This is a genomic window from Streptomyces sp. CNH287 (assembly GCF_000424825.1).
In genome coordinates this window covers 165,841-186,943 of the sequence record NZ_KE384252.1, presented here as the reverse complement: position 1 = coordinate 186,943, position 21,103 = coordinate 165,841, and the positions used below count along the sequence as shown (strand labels likewise).

18 protein-coding genes are annotated in these 21,103 nt (G+C 74.4%); 13 read left to right on the top strand and 5 right to left on the bottom strand.

Going from position 1 to position 21,103, the window contains the following annotated elements:
- Positions 1-45: 45 nt before the first annotated feature.
- The gene (locus H299_RS0128305; RefSeq protein ID WP_027751167.1) at positions 46-726 is read right to left on the bottom strand and encodes a lysophospholipid acyltransferase family protein; all 681 of its coding nucleotides are present in this window, start codon (positions 724-726) and stop codon (positions 46-48) included.
- 256 nt (positions 727-982) lie between these two features.
- Between H299_RS0128305 and H299_RS0128300 the strand changes: the two genes are divergently transcribed.
- Both H299_RS0128300 and H299_RS0128295 read left to right on the top strand, forming a co-directional pair.
- Positions 983-2,131, top strand: coding sequence for a glycerophosphodiester phosphodiesterase (locus H299_RS0128300; RefSeq protein ID WP_027751166.1), 1,149 nt, complete (start codon positions 983-985; stop codon positions 2,129-2,131).
- Between the two features lie 306 nt (positions 2,132-2,437).
- Positions 2,438-2,944 carry a GNAT family N-acetyltransferase gene (locus H299_RS0128295; protein ID WP_027751165.1) on the top strand — a complete coding sequence of 169 codons (507 nt, stop codon included), beginning with the start codon at positions 2,438-2,440 and terminating at the stop codon, positions 2,942-2,944.
- Between the two features lie 7 nt (positions 2,945-2,951).
- On the opposite strand, the gene H299_RS0128290 is transcribed toward H299_RS0128295, so the two are convergent.
- Both H299_RS0128290 and H299_RS0128285 read right to left on the bottom strand, forming a co-directional pair.
- Entirely contained in the window at positions 2,952-3,416 is a 465-nt protein-coding gene (locus H299_RS0128290; RefSeq protein ID WP_027751164.1) for a hypothetical protein, read from the bottom strand.
- Complete coding sequence (locus H299_RS0128285) at positions 3,409-3,777, bottom strand: hypothetical protein (protein ID WP_027751163.1); 369 nt, start codon at positions 3,775-3,777, stop codon at positions 3,409-3,411. The genes H299_RS0128290 and H299_RS0128285 overlap by 8 nt, the downstream gene beginning before the upstream one ends.
- 592 nt (positions 3,778-4,369) lie before the next feature.
- Between H299_RS0128285 and H299_RS36745 the strand changes: the two genes are divergently transcribed.
- From H299_RS36745 to cobT, 6 genes are all read left to right on the top strand, one after another.
- Positions 4,370-5,533 carry an ATP-binding cassette domain-containing protein gene (locus tag H299_RS36745; RefSeq protein WP_078513114.1) on the top strand — a complete coding sequence of 388 codons (1,164 nt, stop codon included), beginning with the start codon at positions 4,370-4,372 and terminating at the stop codon, positions 5,531-5,533.
- Positions 5,530-6,201 carry a methionine ABC transporter permease gene (locus H299_RS0128275; protein WP_027751162.1) on the top strand — a complete coding sequence of 224 codons (672 nt, stop codon included), beginning with the start codon at positions 5,530-5,532 and terminating at the stop codon, positions 6,199-6,201. Before H299_RS36745 ends, H299_RS0128275 begins: the two co-directional genes overlap by 4 nt.
- Before the next feature lie 79 nt (positions 6,202-6,280).
- Positions 6,281-7,144 (top strand): MetQ/NlpA family ABC transporter substrate-binding protein, encoded by an 864-nt coding sequence (locus H299_RS0128270; RefSeq protein ID WP_027751161.1) that lies wholly within the window; start codon positions 6,281-6,283, stop codon positions 7,142-7,144.
- 144 nt (positions 7,145-7,288) lie between these two features.
- On the top strand, positions 7,289-7,927 hold the full coding sequence (locus H299_RS0128265; protein WP_027751160.1) for a GNAT family N-acetyltransferase: 639 nt from the start codon (positions 7,289-7,291) through the stop codon (positions 7,925-7,927).
- Between the two features lie 140 nt (positions 7,928-8,067).
- A complete protein-coding gene (gene cbiE / locus H299_RS0128260) occupies positions 8,068-9,297 on the top strand; it encodes a precorrin-6y C5,15-methyltransferase (decarboxylating) subunit CbiE (protein WP_027751159.1) in 1,230 nt (409 codons plus the stop codon).
- A gap of 250 nt (positions 9,298-9,547) precedes the next feature.
- Positions 9,548-13,390, top strand: coding sequence for a nicotinate-nucleotide--dimethylbenzimidazole phosphoribosyltransferase (gene cobT, locus H299_RS0128255; RefSeq protein ID WP_027751158.1), 3,843 nt, complete (start codon positions 9,548-9,550; stop codon positions 13,388-13,390).
- 81 nt (positions 13,391-13,471) lie between these two features.
- Here the strand turns inward: cobT and H299_RS0128250 are convergent, their stop codons facing one another.
- The gene (locus H299_RS0128250; protein WP_027751157.1) at positions 13,472-14,146 is read right to left on the bottom strand and encodes a polysaccharide deacetylase family protein; all 675 of its coding nucleotides are present in this window, start codon (positions 14,144-14,146) and stop codon (positions 13,472-13,474) included.
- Between the two features lie 281 nt (positions 14,147-14,427).
- On the opposite strand from H299_RS0128250, the gene cobA reads away from it, so the two are divergent.
- Together cobA and H299_RS0128240 are read left to right on the top strand one after the other, a co-directional pair.
- Positions 14,428-15,642 (top strand): uroporphyrinogen-III C-methyltransferase, encoded by a 1,215-nt coding sequence (gene cobA, locus H299_RS0128245; RefSeq protein ID WP_027751156.1) that lies wholly within the window; start codon positions 14,428-14,430, stop codon positions 15,640-15,642.
- A gap of 67 nt (positions 15,643-15,709) precedes the next feature.
- Positions 15,710-16,546, top strand: a complete 837-nt coding sequence (locus H299_RS0128240; protein ID WP_027751155.1) for a TrmH family RNA methyltransferase — start codon at positions 15,710-15,712, stop codon at positions 16,544-16,546.
- A gap of 399 nt (positions 16,547-16,945) precedes the next feature.
- On the opposite strand, the gene H299_RS36740 is transcribed toward H299_RS0128240, so the two are convergent.
- On the bottom strand, positions 16,946-18,343 hold the full coding sequence (locus tag H299_RS36740; protein WP_078513113.1) for a serine/threonine protein kinase: 1,398 nt from the start codon (positions 18,341-18,343) through the stop codon (positions 16,946-16,948).
- 798 nt (positions 18,344-19,141) lie between these two features.
- Here H299_RS36740 and H299_RS0128230 point away from each other — a divergent pair.
- The 3 genes from H299_RS0128230 (at position 19,142) to H299_RS0128220 (ending at position 20,922) form a co-directional block, all read left to right on the top strand.
- Positions 19,142-19,351 (top strand): hypothetical protein, encoded by a 210-nt coding sequence (locus H299_RS0128230; protein ID WP_027751154.1) that lies wholly within the window; start codon positions 19,142-19,144, stop codon positions 19,349-19,351.
- A gap of 218 nt (positions 19,352-19,569) precedes the next feature.
- On the top strand, positions 19,570-20,565 hold the full coding sequence (locus H299_RS36735) for a phosphotransferase (protein ID WP_037761110.1): 996 nt from the start codon (positions 19,570-19,572) through the stop codon (positions 20,563-20,565).
- A gap of 45 nt (positions 20,566-20,610) precedes the next feature.
- Positions 20,611-20,922 (top strand): TFIIB-type zinc ribbon-containing protein, encoded by a 312-nt coding sequence (locus H299_RS0128220; RefSeq protein ID WP_027751153.1) that lies wholly within the window; start codon positions 20,611-20,613, stop codon positions 20,920-20,922.
- Positions 20,923-21,103: the final 181 nt, after the last annotated feature.

Here is a 21,103-nt window from a genome sequence, read left to right as displayed (position 1 = left end):
GGGCCTCCGCGCCATGCCGCGGCCGGACCGCCCGGCCGCGGCGCGTCACGCGGCGCGCGCCTTGGTGGCGTACATGTCCACGTACTCCTGGCCCGAGAGCCGCATGACCTCGCTCATGACCTCGTCGGTCACCGCGCGCAGCACGTAGCGGTCGCGGTCCATGCCCTCGTAGCGCGCGAAGTCCAGCGGCTCCCCGAAGTGGACGCTGATGCGCCGGCCGCGGCGCAGCCGGGGCAGGCCGTTGCCGCCGGGCTGCACCTCGTCGGTGCCGATCATCGCGAACGGCACCACCGGGGCGCCCGTCATCAGCGCCAGCCGCGCGATGCCCGTACGGCCCCGGTAGAGCCGCCCGTCGGGGGAGCGGGTGCCCTCGGGGTAGATGCCGAAGACACGCCCCTCCTCCAGCACCCGGCGGCCGGTCATCAGCGCGGCGACGCCCCCGCGGCCGCCGTCCCGGTCGACCGGGATCATGCCGACTCCGGTGAAGAACCACGCCATCGCGCGCCCCTTCAGCCCCTTCCCGGTGACGTACTCGTCCTTGCCGATGAAGAAGACCTGCCGCTTGCACACCAGCGGCAGGATCACCGAGTCGATGAAGGTGAGGTGGTTGCCGGCCAGGATCACCGGACCGGTGCCCGGCACGTTCTCCACGCCCTGGACCCGGGGGCGGAGCAGCAGGCGCAGGACGGAACCGAGCAGCGCCTTGATCAGCAGGAAACGGGACAACGGACCCTCCGTCGACGATGGTACGGCGCACACGCGCGGCGCAGGTGAGGACATTACTCGCCGCGGCGCGCGGGAGCACCATCGGCCCGTGGACGGACCGAGGGCCGTGTTTCCGCCGTGTTCCGCCGTGCGTCTCCCGCCCGAAAGGTCCACGCACCTACGATCGGCGCGTTGTTCGAGCCGCCGGGCGCGTGTTGAGGCGCCCGGCGGGGCCGGGACACACAGGCGACACCGGATCACGGAGTGAGGAGACCCCATGTCACAGGAGCAGCGGCCGGGCCGCAGAGTCCTGCTGGGCGCGGCGGCACTCGGCGCGGGCGCGGCCGCGCTGGGCCCGGCGGGCGCGGCGCGGGCGGCGCAGGGGAAGGGGGGCGGGGGCTCCCGGCACCGCCTGCCGGTGCCCGCCGTCGTCGCCCACCGCGGCGCCAGCGGCTACCGCCCCGAGCACACCCTGGGCGCCTACCAACTCGCCCTGGACATGGGCGCCGACGTCATCGAACAGGACGTCGTGCCGACGAAGGACGGGCACCTGGTCTGCCGTCACGAGAACGACATCACCGGCACCACGGACGTGGCCGACCACCCCGAGTTCGCCGGGCGCAAGACCACCAAGCCGATCGACGGCAAGCCCCTGACGGGCTGGTTCACCGAGGACTTCACGCTCGCCGAACTCAGGACGCTGCGCGCCACGGAGCGGCTGCCCAAGGAGCGGCAGCACAACACGCTCTACGACGGCCGCTGGCAGGTGCCCACCTTGGAGGAGGTGCTGCGCTGGGCCGACGCGCAGCGCCGTGAGCGCGGCGGGCGGCCGGTGTGGCTGCACATCGAGACCAAACACCCCAGCTACTTCCGGTCCCTGGGCCTGGACCTGGAGGAGCGGCTGGCCCGGCTGCTGCGCAAGTACGGGCGCCAGCACCGCCACTCACCGAACTTCGTCCAGTCCTTCGAGCCGACCAGCATCCAGAAGCTGGACAAGCTGGTGGACTGCCCCGGCGTCGTCCTGCTGGGCTCCGCCTCCTCGCGGCCCTGGGACTTCCAGGAGGCGGGCGACCCGCGTACGGTCGCCGACCTGGTCACGCCCGAGGGGCTGACGTGGATGGCGGGCTTCGCCAAGGGCATCGGCCCGACGCTGGACCTGGTCATCCCGCGGCGGCCTGACGGCTCCCTGGGCGAGCCGACGACCCTGGTGCGCGACGCGCACGCCAAGGGCCTTGTGCTGCACCCCTACACGATGCGCAACGAGAACACCTTCCTGCCGCGCGAGTTCCGCCGCGGCACCGAACCGGAGGCGTACGGGGACGCGTTCGGCGCCTTCCGCGCCTACTTCGGGACGGGCATCGACGGCATCTTCTCCGACAACCCGGACACCGCCCTGCTTGCGGCGGAGGACTTCCGGAAGGGCTGAGCCCGAACGCTGCTCCTGAACGCCGGGCCCGGCCGGGCGGCCGGGCCCGGCGGCGTCCGTTCCCACGGACGGCGCCCGGCCAACCGTCCGCCGCGCGTCGGGAATCTCACAGGATGGTCACCGGCCGGTGAGGTTCCGGTTGTCCCGGATGCCGCGCACAATGCTCTGGGCGGAGGTTGCGGCACCCCAACTCCAGGGAAGGGTGCGGTGAGCAACCGGTGTCCTCCAGGCAGACAGCCCCGGCGCGGCACCCTCACACCCGAGCCGGTCCGGGCGTAAACGGCACACATGGGGAGGCATGCGCACATGGGCATGAGCGTGACCATCTCTGCGGCGACGGAGCAGGACGCCGAACAGATCCTCAAGCTTCAGTACCTCTGCTACCAGTCCGAGGCGGAACTCTACGGCGACTACCGCATCGAACCGCTCACCCAGACCCTCCAGGAGCTGCGGGCCGAGCTGAGCGCGGGCTGCGTCCTGGTGGCGTGGCTCGGCGAGGAGGTCGTCGGTTCCGTGCGCGGCACGGTCGACGCCGACTCCACGGCACGCATCAGCAAGCTGTGCGTCCATCCGCGCATGCGCCGGCACGGCCTGGGCGGCCGGCTGCTGGCGCGGATCGAGGAGCGGCTGCTGGCCGAGCGCGCGGCCAAGCGGTACCGCCTGTTCACCGGCGGGCGCAGCGAGGGCAACCTGCGGCTCTACCGGAGGTACGGCTACGCGGCGGTCGGCAGCGCGCCGGACGGGCACAGCAGCGTCACGCTGATCACGATGGAGAAGGAAGCGGGCGCGCGGGCGTACACGACCAGCGCCTGAGCCGGCGTCAGGCCCGCGGGCGGGCGCCGCGCAGCCACAGCATCCCGGTCACCGGCAGCACCAGCGGGAGGAAGAGGTACCCCATGCCGTAGTCGGACCAGACGGTGGCGTCCGGGAAGGCGGACGGATCGGCCAGCGTCCAGGTGCCCACGGTCAGCACGCCGAGCAGCTCCGCGCCGCAGCACGCCAGCGCCGCCTTGCGGGCACCCTCGCCGCCGCGCACCAGGGCGACGGTGATGAACGCGTAGACGAGCGCGGCGACGGCGGACAGGACGTACGCCAGCGGCGCGTCCTCGTAGTGGGTCGACAACTGCACGATGGAGCGGGACGCGGCGCCGACGGTGAAGATGCCGTACAGCGTGACGAGCAGTTTGCCCGGACCGCTGCCGATCTTCGGCCGGCCGGCGCCGGGTCCGCCGCTCCCGTCGGCCCGTGCCGCCGCGGCGCCCGTGTCTTCCGTCCGCTCAGCCACCGCTGCCGCTCCAGATGTCGTAGAGCCGCACTTGCAGTACGGCCAGCACCACCGCACCGGCCACCACGCTGAGCGAACCCCAGCGGGTCCGCTCGCTCAGCGACAGCAGCCCGGTCACCGGCACGCAGCACACGATCCCGACCAGGTACGAGACGAAGATCACCGTCCCGTCGGCCGGCTTCTCGCCGCGCGCCAGCTGCACGATCCCCACCACCAGCTGGGCCAGCGCCAGCGCCGTCACCACGGCCATGCCGATGAAGTGCCAGTCCTTGGTCGACTGGTCGCGGTAGGCCGCGTGGCCGCACCAGGCGGCCAGTGCGAGGGCGGCCACGGCGAGCGCGACCGTCAGCGGGGTGAGCATGTCCACGATTCTAGGAGGAGCGCTCCGCCTGGCTCCGTGACCCCCCTGCGGGGTGCCGGAGCACCGCGGGGCGTCGTGGCGTTTGCCACAGGGCGGCAGCGGCGCGCGCCTCGCCGGGCGCGGTCCTTCGCTGCCACGAGTCGGCGTCGCCGCAGGTCACGGTGAGTTTCGGAGAGACTTTCAGAGGGCTGGCCGGTGCACGTACGCCCCTCCCCGGCCCGGGCCTGCGTCCAGAATGCGGACGCGTTGTCTCATTTTTGCGAGTCGCGGGTGCCGGTCTGTTTTACTGAGTCCATGAGCACGACGAGCAGCCGCACCCTTGCGACCGAGGCGACGATGACGCCCGGTGCTCGTTGTATGCCCGCGCACCGGATGTGTGCCGGCCGAATGTGTGCCTTCTGAGGGCCCACGGCTGAGCCACCACCCCGCGCCCCGAAGCGGAATCTGAGCCCCGCGCTCACCTCGCAGTGCCCCCGCCTGGCTCCATCCGGCTGCGGCCTGCCCTGAATCTCCCTCCCCGCCTCCCCAGGGGATGCCACGTGCCCGGTGCCGCGAACGCGCGCGCCGCGCACTCGACAGTGACGGAATCCAAGTGATCACCACCACGGACCTGACCAAGGTCTACCGCACCAGGGAACGCGAGATCACCGCGCTCGACGGTGTGAACCTGCACGTCCGCGAGGGCGAGGTGTACGGCGTCATCGGGCAGAGCGGTGCCGGGAAGTCCTCGCTCATCCGCTGCGTGAACCTGCTGGAGCGGCCCACCTCGGGCACGGTCACCGTCGACGGCCAGGAGCTGACCGCGCTCGCCCGGCGCGGCGGTGCGGCCCGCGGGCGCGCCTCCCGCCGCCCCACGGCGGAACTGCGCGCCGCGCGCAGCCGCATCGGCATGGTCTTCCAGCACTTCAACCTGCTCTCCTCGCGCACCGTGCGGGGCAACGTCGAACTGCCGCTGGAGATCCTCGGCCTCTCCGGACGCGAGCGCACCCGCAAGGCCGGTGAACTGCTCGACCTGGTCGGCCTCGCCGACAAGGCGCGAGCCCACCCCGCCCAGCTCTCCGGCGGCCAGAAGCAGCGCGTCGGCATCGCGCGGGCGCTCGCCGGGGACCCCAAGGTGCTGCTCTCGGACGAGGCCACCTCCGCCCTCGACCCCGAGACCACCCGCTCCGTCCTCCAGCTGCTGCGCGATCTCAACCGGCAGCTCGGGCTCACGGTGCTGCTCATCACGCACGAGATGGACGTGGTCAAGGCCGTCTGCGACTCGGCCGCCCTGATGAGCGACGGCAGGATCACCGAGTCGGGGACCCTGACCGACCTGCTCGCGACCCCCGGCTCCGAGCTGGCCCGCTCGCTCTTCCCGGTCGGCGGCGAGCCCAGCGGTGCGGACCGGACCGTCGTCGACGTCACCTTCCACGGCGCGACCGCCACCGAACCGGTCATCTCCCAGCTCTCGCGCACCTACAACGTCGACATCTCCATCCTCGGCGCCGCCATGGACACCGTGGCGGGCAGGCAGGTCGGCCGGATGCGCATCGAACTGCCCGGCCGCTTCGAGGACAACGTCGTGCCCATCGGCTACCTGCGCGAGCAGGGCCTCCAGGCGGAGGTCGTGACCGTGCCGCCCGCCCAGGAGCGGGAGGCCGCGACGCTGCTGCGGAAGACGCCGGCGCAGGAGCGGAAGACGCGGCCTGCGGAGCGGCCGAACGAGGCGCCGGCAGGGGCGCCGCTGCGACCGGAAGAGGAAGGTGCCGCATGACCTGGGACGAGATGGAGCCCCTGCTGAGCCAGGGATGTATCGACACCCTCTACATGGTGCTCTGGTCCACCGTCGTCTCGGTGCTGGGCGGGCTGCCCCTGGGCATCCTGCTCGTCCTCACCGACAAGGGCGGCCTGCTCCAGAACGCCCCCGTCAACCGGGTCGTCGGCGTGCTCGTGAACATCGGGCGGTCGCTCCCGTTCATCATCCTGCTGGTGGCCCTGATCCCCTTCACCCGGCTCGTGGTGGGCACCTCCATCGGGCCGACCGCGATGGTCGTGCCGCTGGCGATCGGCGCGATCCCCTTCTTCGCCCGGCTGGTGGAGACCGCCGTGCGCGAGGTGGACCACGGGCTGGTCGAGGCCGTGCAGGCGATGGGCGGCGGCGTACCCACCGTGGTGCTCAAGGCGCTGCTCCCGCAGGCCCTGCCCTCCCTGATCGCCGGGCTGACCACGACCGTGATCACGCTCGTCGGCTACTCGGCGATGGCCGGCGCGGTCGGCGGCGGCGGACTGGGCTCGGTTGCGGTGACGTACGGCTACCAGCGCTTCGAGACCGACTTCATGCTGCTCACGGTCGCCGTGCTGATCGTGATCGTCACCGTCGTACAGCTGCTCGGCGACGGCGCCGTCCGGCTGCTGGCACGCCGCGAGCGGACCGCCACCTGAGCGGAACCGGCACACCACACACCCACACACCCACCCCACGCATCAGGGAACCAAGGAACCAAGGAAAGAGGCACTTTTCGTGCGCAGGAACATCAAGATCACCGCTGCCGCGGCAGCCACCACCGCCCTCGCCCTGGCGCTCTCCGCCTGCGGCACCGATTCCGACCCGGCCAGCTCGTCCGACGACGCCGGTGACGCCGACAAGCCACTGGTCGTCGCCGCCAGCCCCACCCCGCACGGGGACATCCTCAACTACGTCAGCAAGGAGCTGGCGCCCAAGGAGGGGGTGAAGGTGGAGGTCAAGGAGTTCACCGACTACGTCCTGCCCAACACCGCCACCGAGAGCGGCCAGGTCGAGGCGAACTTCTTCCAGCACAAGCCCTACCTGGACGACTTCAACAAGAAGCAGGGCACCCACCTCGTGGGCGTGACCGGCGTGCACCTGGAACCGCTCGGGCTCTTCTCGGAGGACCTCAAGGACCTGGAGGACCTCAAGAGCGGCCAGACCGTCGCGGTCCCCAACGACACGACCAACGAGGGCCGCGCGCTGCAGCTCCTGGCCGACAACGACCTCATCACGCTCAAGCCCGGCGCCGGAGCGGACGCCTCGCTCTCCGACATCAAGGACGCCAAGGGCCTGAAGTTCAAGGAGCTGGAGGCCGCCACCCTGCCGCGCGCGCTCGGTGACGTCGACGCCGCCGTGATCAACGGCAACTACGCGATCGAGGCGGACCTCAAGCCCGCCACCGACGCGCTGGCGCTGGAGAAGGCGGAGGGCAACCCGTACGCCAACCTCCTCGTCGTCAAGAAGGGGGACGAGGACGACCCCCGCGTCAAGAAGCTGGCCCGCATCCTGAACTCCGACGAGGTCAAGAAGTACATCGAGGACACCTACGACGACGGCGCCATCCTCCCGGCGTTCGGCCCGGTCAAGTCCTCGTAGCGACAAGTCGACTCACAGCGCCGGGCCCGTGCCACCACAGGGGCCCGGCGCTGCGCGTCCCCGGTGCGATGCTGCATGCTGTGCACTGCTGCAACCTTCCTGGGCGCGGCCCCGGACCCCCGAGGCATCTGCATGGAGCGGCGCATGACACCGACCTTTCCGGACATCTCCATCAGTACGGACCGGCTTGTACTGCGCCCGTTCGAGCTGGCGGACATCCCCTCCTTCACGGAGATGATGAACGACGAACTGGTCGCCGTCTGGACCTCCGTCCCCGCCCCCTACACCGAGGCCGACGCGCGGGCCTGGATCACCCGGCAGGCGCCCGCCGAACGCACGGCGGGGCGCGGCATCGTGCTGGCCGTCACCGAGTTCCTCACCCAGCGGCTGGTGGGCACCGTGCACGTCAAGAACACCGACTGGCGGCTGCTCATCACCGAGATCTCCTACGTCATCGCGCCCTGGGCCCGCGGCGAGGGGTACGCCTCCGAGTCCGTGCTCGCCACCGCGCAATGGCTCTTCCAGGACCAGAAGTTCGAGCGCCTCGAACTGCGCACCGCCGCCGACAACACCGCCTCACAGCAGGTCGCCCAGAAGCTCGGCTGCATCAGCGAAGGCGTCCTGCGCAACGCCTGGACCGCGCGCTCCCGCACCGAGGACGGCGGCTGGACGGAGATCCGCACCGACCTCATCGTCTGGAGCCTGCTGCCCGAGGACTTCGACGGAGCGCCCGAGCAGTTCTCCGACGGCGGCGGATTCTCCGCCTATCCCGAATGGAACTGAGCGCACCCGCGCCGCGCACCTGCCTTCGGCGGGGGTAATCTCGCTCTGCCCCGGCCGGAGGGACCCGGCCCCGCCGCACCGGCACCCCACGCGCACCAGCACCCGCACCGCACCCGCACAGGAGCAGGAGAAATCCGCCGATGGCCGACCGTGTGACTGTGATCGGGTGGGACGGCACGCCGCTGACCGATGCGGCCCGCGCCGCCCTGGGCGCGGCCACCCTGGTCGCCGGTGCAGCACACCATCTGGCCCTGCCCGAGGTACCGCCCGCCGCCGAGCGCATCCGGCTGGGCAGCGTCTCGCTCGCCGCCCGGCGGATCGCCGGACACCGCGGCACCGCCGTCGTGCTGGCCGACGGCGACCCCGGCTTCTTCGGCGTCGTACGGACCCTGCGCGCACCCGAACACGGGCTGGAGGTGGAGGTGCTGCCCGCCGTCTCCGCGGTGGCCACCGCCTTCGCCCGGGCCGGCATGGCCTGGGACGACGCGCAGGTGGTCGTCGCGCAGCGCCGCTCCCTGCGCCGCGCGGTCAACGTCTGCCGCGCGCACACCAAGGTCGCCGTCCTCACCTCACCCGGTGCCGGGCCGCCCGAACTGGCGCTGCTGCTGGCGGGAGTCCACCGCACCTTCGTCATCTGCGAGGCGCTGGGCACCGACCGCGAGGAGATCAGCGTGCTCACCTCGGACAAGGTCGCCGACCACACCTGGCGCGACCCCAACGTGGTGATAGTCCTCGGCGGCACGGTGGACGCGGGCTCCCGCGAGCACCAGAACTCGGGCTGGCTGGCGGGCCGCGAGCCCGGCTACCCGCCGGCCGCCCGCGGCTGGGCGCGCCCGGCGGCGGAGTACGCGCAGGACGCAAGAGCCCGCACCCGCCCCGGCGGGTCGGCGCAGCTGCGCGCCGCCCAACTGGCCCGGCTCGGACCCCGTATCGGCGATCTGGTCTGGGACATCGGCTCGGGCGGCGGAGCGGTGGCTCTGGAGGCGGCGGGCTTCGGTGCCGCCGTGATCGCGGTCGACCGGGACGCGGAGGCGTGCGCCCGCACGGCCGCCGCGGCCCGCAGCCGCGGGCTCCAGCTCCAGACGGTGGCGGGCACGGCCCCGCACGTGCTGGAGGACCTGCCCGAGCCGGACGTCGTACGGATCGGCGGCGGCGACGTCCGCACGGTGGCCGCGGTGTGCGACCGGCGCCCGGAGCGGATCGTGACCCACGCGACGACCCGGGACGAGGCGGAGGCGATCGGGCGGGTCCTGGCGGACGGCGGCTACGCCGTGGAGTGCGCCCTGCTCCAGTCGGTCGAACTCGACACGCGGCACTGGGCGGAGAGCGAACGTACGGTCGTTTTCCTCCTTTCGGGTGTCCGCGGATGAAGTCCCGTGAACATTGCTGACGAAGCCCGCGGAGTGCCACTTCTCACCCACCCGTGGCAGGTGAAGTGCTCTGTGCCCGGTAGGCTGATGGACCGTTGTGCCGTCTCCGGACACGGACACTTCGTCCTCAATGTCCGGGTGGCGGGGACGGAGGCTCGTGCCGCAACGAGCACGCGCTCGTTCTTCATCCAGGGGGCGCGGCGGGCATCCGCCGGGTGGGAAGAGGACTACCGATGGGCGAGGGGTACGCATGACTGACACCGGCCAGATCCCCGGCGAGGGAGCGCCGGCCCACGCGGGCGCACAGCCGGAGCCGCAGCCGGGCACCCCGGCCGCCCCCGGCGCGTATTCCTCGGCGGACCCGGCGGCGGGCGCTCCCGGCCCGTCCGGCGACGAGGAGGACCTGCTGATGCCGGGTTCCCAAGGAGCCTGGGGCGACACCCAGTTGGTCGCCCCGGCCCCCCAGCACACCCGCCCGGTGGGCACGCACGAGACGGACGGCCGGAACTCCGGGACGATCGACTACGGCGCGGTCCGGATGCCGCAGCCCGGTACTCCGCCGGGCGGGGTGCCGACCGGCGGCGTGAACGGCATGACCACCGGGGACATCTACGGTGCGCACGTCGAGGGGATGCCCGGCGGGGGAGTGCACGGCGCGGGGGCTCCTCCCGCCGCCGGCGCCCCGGCCGCGGGCACCCCGGCCGCCGGTACGCCCGTCGCCGCGCCCGCCTCCGGAGTCCCCGGTGCGCCGGGTATGCCCGGAGCCGTCGTGAACGGCGCTGCTGCTGCGGCCCCCAACGGCGTGGCCGGCACCCCGGCCCCCGAACCGGTCGCCGGAGGCGGCGCGCACGGGGAGCCCCAGGGCGAAGCCCCGTCCACGCCCGCCACCTCTCCCGCTGACTCTCAGTCCGCGCCGGACGCCCCCCTTCCGCCGGACGCCCAGCGCCCGCCCGAGGCGCCGTCCGCAGCCGAGCCACGGCCCGAGCCCGGCCAGCCGCAGGCGGCGCAGCCGCGCCGCCCGCTCCATCTCGGCCCCCCGGTCCCCGAGCAGTCGGGCGCCGTGCGGTCGCTCGCCGACCGCGGCCCCAGCGCGCCTGCCGCGCCCCCCGCCCAGGTGGTCAACGGCACCTCGCCGCAGCAGCATGCGCGGCCGGGTTCCGCGGCGCCCACCCCGGGCACCCCGGCACCGTCCCCGGTGCCGCAGCCGGGGCTGCCCGCCACCGGGCTGGAATACCTCGACATCGCGAACCAGGGGCCCGACTCCCTGCCCGGACCGCAGCTCGGCGAGATCCCGGCCCAGCCGGACGCCTGGACCTCGCGTGCACCGCAGTCGGCGGGGGCGGCGCCGGGCAGCGGGACCCCGCTCCCCGGGCCCGACCTCGCGGCCATCCCGGCGCCCGCCGCGCCCGTGGACCCCTCCGCGCAGCCGGTCGCGCAGCCGGTGCCCGTCGAAGTGCCGGAGCAGGCACTCCCCGTCGAGCCGTCCGCCGCGGCCGAGCCGGTGGCCGCCGTGCCCATTCCGACCGCGCAGGGCGCGGCGCCCCAGCCGGCCCAGGTGCCGGACGCGGCCCCGGTCGCCGGGCCGCAGGCCGTACCGGCGGGCGACGACGCCGTAGCCGCCGAGCCCGTGCACACCGAGCCGATGCACACCGAGCCCGTGAGCCCCGAGCCGGAGCCCGCGGCGGCGTCGCAGGCCGCACAGTCCGAGGCAGCGGCGGAGCCGGAAGCCGTACAGCCCGAGCCGGTGGCGGCGGAGCCTGCCGCAGCGGAGCCTGCCGCGCCGGAGCCCGTAGCGGCGCAGACCGCCCCGGTGGCGGCGGAGACGGCGCCCTCGGTGGCGCGCATCCCGCAGCAGGCCACCTCGGAGACGGCCGCACCGGCCGCCCACCCGGCAGCCGCCGCCGCGGAGGAGACCTCGGAGCCCGCAGGGGAACCGGTGTCGGCCGAGGCGGCAGCCGCGCCGGAGTCCGCCGGGCCGGAGCCGGAGCCCGCGGCGGTCGCGCAGCCCGCCGCCGAGCCCACGCCGCAGGGTGTGCCGGAAGGCGCTCCGGAGCCCGCGGCGGCCCAGTCCGAACCCGCGGCGGCCACCCAGGAGGCCGAAGCCCCGGCCGCCGCGCAGCCAGCCGCGCCGCAGCCGCCGATAAGTGAAGGCGGTGCAGAGGCGCAGGCCGCGCCGTCCACCGGCGCCGAGTCCGCGGTACCGGCCCGGACACCGGACCCGGCCGCCGCCCCGGCTCCGCCGGAGGCCGAGGCTGTGACCGAGGCCGAGAGCGAGGCCGAGGCCGAGGCCGAGCCCCCGGCAGCTGCGGAGGCGGCGAAGGCCCCGGAGGCGCAGGAGCCCCCCGCCCGGCCGGAGTCCTCGGCCGCCTCCGGCTACGACGAGGCGGAGCGCGAGGCTGTGCACCGGCTCATGCGCGAACGCCGCGACATCCGCAAGGGCTTCCGGCCGGACCCGATCCCGCACGACGTGCTGCTCCGAGTTCTGGAGGCGGCGCACACCGCGCCCAGCGTCGGCCACTCGCAGCCCTGGGACTTCGTGGTCATCCGGTCCGAGGACACCCGGCGCACCATGCACGAGATGGCGCAGCGCCAGCGGGACGCGTACGCCAAGTCGCTGCCCAAGGCGCGCGCGAAGCAGTTCAAGGAACTCAAGATCGAGGCGATCCTCGACACGCCGGTGAACATCGTGGTGACGGCTGACGCCACCCGCGGCGGCCGGCACACCCTGGGGCGGCACAGCCAGCCGCAGATGGCGCCGTACTCCTCCGCGCTCGCCGTCGAGAACCTCTGGCTCGCCGCGCGCGCCGAGGGCCTCGGCGTCGGCTGGGTGAGCTTCTTCGACGAGCGGGAGATGGTCCGCGCCCTCGACCTGCCCGAGCACCTCGACGTGGTCGCGTACCTGTGCATCGGCTACGTCGACGAGTTCCCGGACGAGCCCGAGCTGATGCAGGCGGGCTGGTCCAAGCGCCGCCCGCTCTCCTGGGTGGTGCACGAGGAGTCCTACGGCCGGCGCGCGCTGCCCGGTGCGGCACCGCACGACCTGCTGGCCGAGACCCTGGAGCGCATCCGCCCGCTGGACGCCAAAGCGCTCGGCGAGGCGTGGGAGCGGCAGAAGCGGATGACCAAGCCGGCCGGTGCGCTCGGCATGCTGGAGATCATCTCCGCGCAGCTGTGCGGTCTCTCCCGGCAGTGCCCGCCGCCGATTCCGGAGCCCGCCGCGGTGGCGGTGTTCGCCGGTGACCACGGCGTGCACGCCCAGGGGGTCACCTCCTGGCCGCAGGAGGTGACGGCGCAGATGGTCGCCAACTTCCTCGGCGGCGGCGCCGTGGTCAACGCCTTCGCGGCCCAGGTGGGTGCCGAGGTGTGCGTCATCGACGTCGGGGTCAAGGCCGAACTCCCCACCAGTCCCGGGCTGATGCCCCGCAAGGTACGGCACGGCACCGCGGACATGACGCAGGGGCCCGCCCTCACCCAGGAGGAGGTGCTGCGGGCGGTCGAGGTCGGCATCGAGACCGCGCGCGACCTGGTGGCGGCGGGGAACAAGGCCCTGCTCACCGGTGAGATGGGCATCGCCAACACCACCGCCTCGGCGGCGCTGATCGCGGTGTGCACCGGCGCCGACCCGGCGGAGGTCACCGGGCGCGGCACCGGGATCAGCGACGAGACCCACGCCCGCAAGGTCGAGGTGGTCCGCCGTGCCCTCCAGCTCCACCGGCCGGACCCGGCGGACCCGCTGGGGATGCTGGCCGCCATCGGCGGGCTGGAGCACGCGGCGCTGACCGGCCTGATCCTGGGCGGGGCCTCGCTGCGTACGCCGGTGATCCTGGACGGCGTCAGCGCGGGCGCGGCGGCGCTGGTCGCGCGGCTCATCGCCCCGGAGGCGCTGGCCGCGTGCATCGCCGGGCACCGCAGTGCGGAGCCGGGCCATGTGGCCGCGCTGACCAAGCTGGGTCTGCGCCCGCTCATCGACCTCGACCTGCGGCTCGGCGAGGGTACGGGAGCGCTGCTCGCGCTGCCGATGGTGCAGAGCACCGCCCGCGCGATGCACGAGGTGGCCACCTTCGACTCGGCGGGCGTCACCGAGAAGAACTGATCCCGGCTCCCGTGGCCCTCCCCGCGCGGGGAGGGCCACGTCGGCGTGTGCGGCGCCGGGTGCGGGCCGGCCCCGCCGGCCTCAGTCCGCGAGATACCGCCTCAGCTGGGCGGGCCGCAGACCGGCCGCGTCGGCCGCGTCGAGCGCCCGGGTCAGGTCCGCCTCCAGGGTGGGCGTGAAGTGCAGCAGGACGATGTCCCCGGCCTCCAGCCGCGGCGTGGGCGGCGCCGAGTCGCCCCAGGTGGTGAAGTCATGGGTCCACATGACCACCGCCGCCGCCCCGCAGCCGCCGGCGGCCCTGGGCGTCCACCCGTCGTAGCGGCCCCTCGGCGGGCGCAGCAGCCGAGGACCGTCCCCGAACGCGGCGAGATGCCGGGCGCGGACGCCGCAGACCTCCGCCCGCTGGGCGGCGAAGCCGAGGGTGTCCAGCTCCGGATGGGAGACGGTGTGGTTCTCCGGCCGGGCGGGTCCCCGGCCGAGCAGCGCGCGGAAGTAGCCGGTGTCCTCCGCGTACGCACCGGGCAGCACGAAGAGCGACGCGGGCACCTGCCGGTCCAGCAGGAGCCGCTGGGCGGCCGGGTCGCGGTGCCAGCCGTCATCGATGGTGAGGAAGACGACCGGGTCGTCCGTCTCGACCTGGGACACGACCGGTACCGGCTCCGGCCAGTCCCCCAGGGTCTCCACCCGCGCCGGGCCGGCGGGCACCAGCAGCAGGAGCGGCAGCAGGAGGGCGAGGGCGGCGCGGCTTCTCGGCATGTTCCAGAGTTCGCCCCGCGCGCAGGGAGTGTCAAACGGACCCGGCGGGGCGCGCCGACGCGGAGCCAGACGGCTGACGCCGCGTCATGCGCCGGTGTGAGGTGTCCCACCTGACCAGCGCCGACGGGGGGTGCGCGCCGGAGTACTAAGGTGTTCAGCGTCCCGCCCGCCCTGTTTCCCCTGCCGCCTGTCCCCTTCCGCCCCGCCCCTCTTCCCGACGCCGCTCCGACGCCGCAGCGGCACCACCGCACCACCGCGTCACCGCAAGGAGCCCCGCCGCGATGTCCGATACCCCCGCCTACCCCGTAGGGCTGCGCCTGTCCGGACGTCGTGTCGTGGTCCTCGGCGGCGGCACGGTGGCGCAGCGGCGGCTGCCCGCCCTGCTCGCCGCGGGCGCGGACGTCACCCTCGTCGCCCCCTCCGTCACCCCCTCGGTGGAGGCCATGGCGGACGCGGGCGAGCTGACCTGGCAGCGGCGGCCCTTCCGGGACGGCGACCTCGCGGACGCCTGGTACGCCCTGATCGCCACCGACGACCCGGCCGCCAACGCCGCCGCCTCCGCCGAGGCCGAGGCGCACCGCGTCTGGGCCGTACGCAGCGACGACGCCGAGGCGGCCACCGCCTGGACGCCCGCCACCGGCCGCAGCGACGGGGTCACCGTCGCCGTCCTCACCGGCCGCGACCCGCGCCGCTCCGCCGCCGTACGGGACGCGGTCGTCGAGGGGCTGCGGGAGGGCACGCTCGTCGCCCCCCGGCACCGCGCGCGCACCGCCGGGGTGGCGCTGGTGGGCGGCGGCCCGGGTGACCCCGACCTGATCACCGTGCGCGGGCGGCGGCTGCTGGCCGAGGCGGACGTGGTGATCGCCGACCGGCTCGGCCCGCGCGACCTGCTGGACGAACTCCCCCCGCACGTCGAGGTGATCGACGCGGCGAAGATCCCGTACGGAAGGGCGATGGCGCAGGAGGCGATCAACGACGCGCTGATCGAGCACGCCCGGGCGGGCCGCTCGGTCGTACGGCTCAAGGGTGGCGATCCCTTCGTCTTCGGCCGGGGCATGGAGGAGGCCGAGCAGCTCGCGGCGGCCGGGGTGCCGGTCACCGTCGTGCCCGGCATCTCCAGTTCCATCAGCGTGCCCGGTGCGGTCGGCATCCCCGTCACGCACCGGGGTGTCGCGCACGAGTTCACCGTCGTCAGCGGTCATGTCGCCCCCGATGACCCGCGTTCCCTGGTCGACTGGGAGGCGCTCGCCCGGCTGCGCGGCACGCTCGTGCTCATGATGGCCGTCGAGCGCCTCGGCGCCATCGCCGAGACACTGATCCGGCACGGCCGAGCGGCAAACACCCCGGTGGCGATGGTGCAGGAGGGAACCATGGCCAACGAGCGCCGGGTGGACGCCACCTTGGCGACGGCCGCCTCGATCGCCGAGGCGGCGGACGTACGGCCGCCCGCCGTGATCGTCGTGGGCGAGGTCGTCACCATCGTGGGCCCCCGCTGACGGTCCGCGGTGAACGACGAACGGCGCCCCGCAGGCAGGACCCGGCACACGGAAGGATGCAACAGCGGTGGCTGACGTCATCACCGTCGACGACCCGGACGACCCCCGGCTGAGCGACTACACGGCCCTGACCGACGTCGAGCTGCGCCGGCGGCGCGAACCGGCCGAGGGTCTCTTCATCGCCGAGGGCGAGAAGGTCATCCGCCGCGCCGAGCACGCCGGTTACGCCATGCGCTCGATGCTGCTCACCGCCAAGTGGCTGGAGGTGATGCGCGAGGTGATCGAGCGCACCACCGCGCCCGTCTACGAGGTCACCCCGGAGCTGGCCGCCCGCGTGACCGGCTACCACGTGCACCGGGGCGCCCTGGCCTCCATGCGGCGCAAGGCCCTGCCCGAGGCGGACGTGCTGCTGGGCGCGTCCTCGCCCCGCAGCACGCGGGAGAGTGCCGACCGGCGGGTCGCCCTCTTCGAGGACATGGTCGACCACGCGAATCTGGGGGCCGCCTTCCGCAACGCCGCCGCCCTGGGCGTGGACGCCGTCCTCCTCACGCCACGCTGCGCGGACCCGCTCTACCGGCGGGCCGTGAAAGTGTCGATGGGCGCCGTCTTCCAGGTCCCCTGGACCCGGCTGGACGCATGGCCGCGGGACGCCGGGCTGTTCCGTCGGCACGGCTACGTGACGGCGGCCCTGTGCCTCTCCGAGCAGTCGATCACGATCGACGAACTGGCCGGCCGCCGGTACGGGAAGCTCGCCCTGATGTTCGGTACCGAAGGCGACGGCCTGTCGGACGGCGCCCTGCGCGCGGCCGACGAGCACGTCCGCATCCCGATGGCCGCCGGAGTGGACTCCCTCAACGTCGCCGCGGCGTCCGCCGTCGCCCTCTACGCGACGAGGCCCAGGTAGCCCGCGCCGTCGCTCTGGCAGCGGCTGGATGGCGCGCGCTCGGGTGCGCTACGGCGCTCCGGACGGCGACGTCGCCCGCTTGAGGGCGGCCCTGGCGGAGGGTGCGCCCGTGGACGCCGGTGGCAGCCACGGCAGCACCGCTCTGCACGACGCGGGTTTCCCACCACCGCGGTTTTCCGGCAACGCTCCCGGTGCTGCTCGATGCCGACCACGACGTGGCCGTTCACCTGCCCGCGGCCGGGCAGAACCGGTAGGCACCGGCCCGACCTCATGCCTCTCACGCGGCTGCCCGCCGGGATGCGCGGAGGATGCGCCGCGGAGCAGCGCGGAGAGGACACCGGCTCGGCGCCGGGACGTCCGAGCGCTGGCGGGACCAGGCAGCGGATGCCAGCGCGCGCGTCAGCCCGGGCCCAGGCCCGGAGTGGGCCCGGGCGGGGGGCCGTCGGTGGAGGCGGCCGACGGTGCGGCGGGCGCGCCCAGGCCCCGTATGGTGCTCTGGCAGCCCTGCGCCGCCGCGATACCGAGGGCGACGAGCAGCGTCACCGTCACGAAGACCACCAGCCGCTGCCGCAGCAGTCTGCGGTTCGGGCCGCCCCGGCCCCCCGTGCCGGAACGGTTGCGCGGCCTGGCCGGGGGGCGCGTGCCCGTCCGCCCCGGGCCGGCTCGCCCCGCGCCCGTCCGCCCCGCCCCCGTCGCGCGCGGGACCGGCCGGGATGCCGAGGGGCGCGCGGCCGGGTGGCGCGAGGAGGAGGGCCGCGAAGCGGAGGGCCGGGAGGCGTGCGGCCGTGAGGACGAAGTGCGGGAGGAGGGCGTACGGGAGGAGCTGGGCGCCCGGTCCGCGCCCGGCCCGCCCTGCTCGCGCTCGGTGTGCTGCCGCGCGTACTCGTCCGCGCGCCTCCCGGTGGGCCGTCGGCCCGGCTGCTCCGGCGCCGGCGGAGCGGCCCGCGTGCCCGCGCCGCCGCCCTCCGGCAGGCCGCGCGCCTCGCGGGCGGCGATCTCCTTGAGCCGCAGCGAGAGTTGCAGTGTGCTGGGACGGTCCTCGGGTGCCTTGACCAGGCACGCCTCGATCAGCGGTGCCAGCGCCGCGTGCACGTCCCGCAGCTGCGGTTCCTCGTGCACCACGCGGTAGAGCATGACCTCGGAACTGCCCTGCCCGAAGGGGGAGTCGGCCGTCGCGGCGTAGGCGAGGGTGGCGCCCAGCGCGAAGACGTCCGTCGCCGGGGTCACGGCCGCCCCGCGCACCTGCTCGGGGGCGAGGAAGCCCGGCGAGCCGACCGCGGTGCCCACGTGCGTGAGCGTGCTCGCCCCCGTCGACCAGGCGATCCCGAAGTCGATGATGCGCGGCCCCTTCGGGGACAGCAGGATGTTCGACGGCTTCAGGTCCCGGTGTACGACACCGGCCTCGTGCACGGCGACCAGCCCCTCCGCCAACGCCGCTCCGACGGAGGCCACCTGCGAGGGCGGCATGGGGCCGCCCTCGTTGACCTTGTCGTGCAGCGAGGGCCCCGGCACGTACTGAGTGGCGAACCACGGCCGGTCCGCGTCCAGATCGGCCGCCACCAGGCGCGCCGTGCAGCCGCCGCTGATCCGCCGGGCGGCGGACACCTCGCGTGCGAAACGCGAACGGAACTCCGGGTCCTCCGCGAGGTCCGGGCGGATCACCTTCAGTGCCACCCGCTGCCCGCGCCGGTCGGACCCGAGATAGACCACGCCCATGCCGCCCGCTCCGAGCCGCCGGTGAAGCCTGAACGAGCCGACGACTCGCGGGTCCTCGCGCCGGAGCCGCATCATCGCCATCTCGTTCCCCTACTCCGGTGGGGAGGCCCAGCCCCCAACTCTGGCGGGGGAGGCCCCATCCGCTGCCCGTCCGTCTGACGAGGGACAGCTTACGGACTGCGGGCTCCCGGCCACGATAGGCGGCACACGCGCCGTCAGCGGGATTGACCGGCGTGCCGCGAGCGGTTGTCACGCGGTCGCGGGCAGCCGCCCCGGACCAGCGGCACTGGGCGGTGCGGCGACCCAAGGAGGGTGCCTGGCAAGGCGATTGACGCTCCGCCAGCACCCGCACGAAAGGCGGTCCCGGCCCAGCGCCAGGAGCTCGCCGGTCCCTGCCACGGCGCCCCCTCGACGCCCCGCGGCGCGGCGTACCGGATGGCGCCACGGGAACCGAGTGAGAGAAGTCACGCCTGTTGACGCCCCGTTTGCCGGGCCGCCCGCGGAACCTGCACGCTCCCTGGCGCGCTGTGGGCGCCCGGCCGTCGGGCAGCCGTGCGCCCGTAGGCGGATTCCGCCGCCCCCAGGCGTGCGACACCCCGCCGTCCGGCTCACGGAGGAGGCCCGGAGTATGCCGCTGACCTGCAATGCCGTTGGCATGAGGCAGTACCCCTGGGGGATCTCCCGGGTGTCCCGGGCGAGCTCTCCACCCTGGGTAGTATCCGGGGCCGTCGGCTCTCATCCTGGGGGAGGCCCCGGAGTCAGTACGCGGGCATGACGCCGTATGGGCGCCCCCCCGCCTAATGTTGCTCTCAAGCGGCGGGCGCAGCACTCGTCCCCCGAGGTCAGACGCCCGCCGCCCCGAACTGACAGGAGCCGATCATGGCGCACACGGCAGGGCGTACCGCGTCCCGGGCACACGGACGGATGGCGGCGGTCGCCGCCATCGGCGTCCGGCCCGGGGGGCGGCGGCACCCGCTGGTGGCAGCCGCGATGGTGCTCCCGCTGGCCCTGCTCCTCGCCGTCGTCTTCGGCGGCGTGGACGCGGTGGTCACACAGGCGTCGTCCGTGGCCGGAATGCTGGGGCGCTGAGAGGCGCCCCGGGCTCGGGAGAGCGGCCCGAGTCGGGGACATCCGACCAACAGCCCCGTGGGGACGGGGGTGCGGCGGACGGCACGAGAGCCCGGGCAGCTGGGGAGCTGCCCGGGCTTCGGGCTGTCCGGGCCCGGTGCGGGGGCTCCCCTTCTGCCGCGGCCACCGCGGTTGCGCCGGGCGGACGGCGCCTGGCGCGCCGCGTACGATCCGGTCGCATGTACGTGGACCGAGCCGCCGACGGCCCCCCGCTCGCCCACGCGCTCACCGCCCTCGCCCGCGCCGCCCCCGGGGGCGGCGCGTGGCCGGGTGAGCCGCAGCTGCTCGCGGACCGGGCGGACGGCACGGTGGTCCGGGTCGGCGGTGCGGTGGCCAAGGCACACGCGGCCGGTACGGACGCGGCGGCTCTCGCCGTCCGTCTGCGCGTGGCCGCCGCGCCCGAACTCACCGGCATACTGCTGCCGCCGCTGCCTCCAGGCCTGGTCACCCGGCTCGGCGACGGACGCCCCGCGACGGTGTGGCCGTACGGCGTGCCCGTCGATCCCGACGCGCCGCCGGCGGCGCCCTGGGAGGCGGCCGGGACGCTGCTGGCGCGGCTGCACGCCGTACCCGCCGGCCCGCTGGGCGGGCGGCTGCCGGGGCCGCTGCCCGCGATGCGCGGCCCGCAGCGGGCGGTCGCGGCGCTGGAAAGGATGCGGACCGCCACCGCCGGAGCCGCCGGTCTGCGGCACGGCGCGGCCCGGGAGGCCGTCGAGCGCGTCTGGGCGGGGCTGCCCGCGTGGTGCCGGGGCGAGCGTACGTCTGAGGGGCACGGTGCGCGCGGCGGCGCCGTCGCACTGTGCCATGGCGACTTCCACCTGGGGCAGTTGGTCCGCCACCCGGTGCCCGGCGGTGGCTGGCTGCTCATCGACATCGACGATCTCGGCGTGGGTGACCCCCTCTGGGACCTGGCACGCCCCGCCGCCTGGTACGCGGCCGGGCTGCTGCCCCCAAGGTCCTGGGAGCGCCTGCTCGGGGCCTACCAGGACACCTCGGGCACCCGCGGCGACCCGTGGCCTCGACTGGACGCCCCCGCACGCGCGTTGACGGCGCAGAGCGCGGCGCTCGCGGTGGCCAAGGCGTCGGCGGCGGACCGCGCGCTGGACGAGGACGAGGACGCGCTGGTGGCGTCCTGTAACCGTATTGTCCAACTGCGGGCTGGTCGGGAGCCGTAGGGTGGGGCCGCAAGTGAACCGAACGGCGAGGAGATGAAGCCGACGATGCAGTGTCCCAAGTGTGGTGCGCCGATGCAGAGTTTCAACCGCAGCGGTGTCCAGATCGAGCAGTGCAGCGGCTGCCGGGGGATCTTCCTCGACTACGGCGAGCTGGAGGCGCTGAGCCGCTTCGAGTCGCAGTGGTCCCAGCAGGCGCCCCCGCCCCCGCCGCCGCCCGCCCAGCCGGGGCACGGTCCGGCCCCGCAGGCGTACCCGGCCGCCCCCGCCTGGGGCGCCCCGCACCAGGGCGGGCACGGCCATCACGGGCATCACGGCCGCGGCCGCCAGGGCTTCGGCAGGATGCTCTTCTCCTCCTGACCGGACGGGCCGAGCCGGCCGCGTCAGGCCGGCACGGCTCAGCAGAGCCCGGCACGGCTCAACACGGCACGACAGAACCCCCGGCCGAGATCTGCCGGGGGTTCTGAGATGGTGGACGATACTGGGATTGAACCAGTGACCTCTTCCGTGTCAGGGAAGCGCTCTCCCGCTGAGCTAATCG

Coding starts and splice junctions, on each gene's coding strand:
- H299_RS0128300 (WP_027751166.1), top strand. CDS start 983: ATGTCACAGGAGCAGCGGCCGGGCCGCAGAGTCCTGCTGGGCGCGGCG.
- H299_RS0128295 (WP_027751165.1), top strand. CDS start 2,438: ATGGGCATGAGCGTGACCATCTCTGCGGCGACGGAGCAGGACGCCGAA.
- H299_RS0128285 (WP_027751163.1), bottom strand. CDS start 3,777: ATGCTCACCCCGCTGACGGTCGCGCTCGCCGTGGCCGCCCTCGCACTG.
- H299_RS0128275 (WP_027751162.1), top strand. CDS start 5,530: ATGACCTGGGACGAGATGGAGCCCCTGCTGAGCCAGGGATGTATCGAC.
- H299_RS0128265 (WP_027751160.1), top strand. CDS start 7,289: ATGACACCGACCTTTCCGGACATCTCCATCAGTACGGACCGGCTTGTA.
- cbiE (WP_027751159.1), top strand. CDS start 8,068: ATGGCCGACCGTGTGACTGTGATCGGGTGGGACGGCACGCCGCTGACC.
- cobT (WP_027751158.1), top strand. CDS start 9,548: ATGACTGACACCGGCCAGATCCCCGGCGAGGGAGCGCCGGCCCACGCG.
- H299_RS0128250 (WP_027751157.1), bottom strand. CDS start 14,146: ATGCCGAGAAGCCGCGCCGCCCTCGCCCTCCTGCTGCCGCTCCTGCTG.
- cobA (WP_027751156.1), top strand. CDS start 14,428: ATGTCCGATACCCCCGCCTACCCCGTAGGGCTGCGCCTGTCCGGACGT.
- H299_RS36740 (WP_078513113.1), bottom strand. CDS start 18,343: ATGGCGATGATGCGGCTCCGGCGCGAGGACCCGCGAGTCGTCGGCTCG.
- H299_RS0128230 (WP_027751154.1), top strand. CDS start 19,142: ATGGCGCACACGGCAGGGCGTACCGCGTCCCGGGCACACGGACGGATG.
- H299_RS36735 (WP_037761110.1), top strand. CDS start 19,570: ATGTACGTGGACCGAGCCGCCGACGGCCCCCCGCTCGCCCACGCGCTC.
- H299_RS0128220 (WP_027751153.1), top strand. CDS start 20,611: ATGCAGTGTCCCAAGTGTGGTGCGCCGATGCAGAGTTTCAACCGCAGC.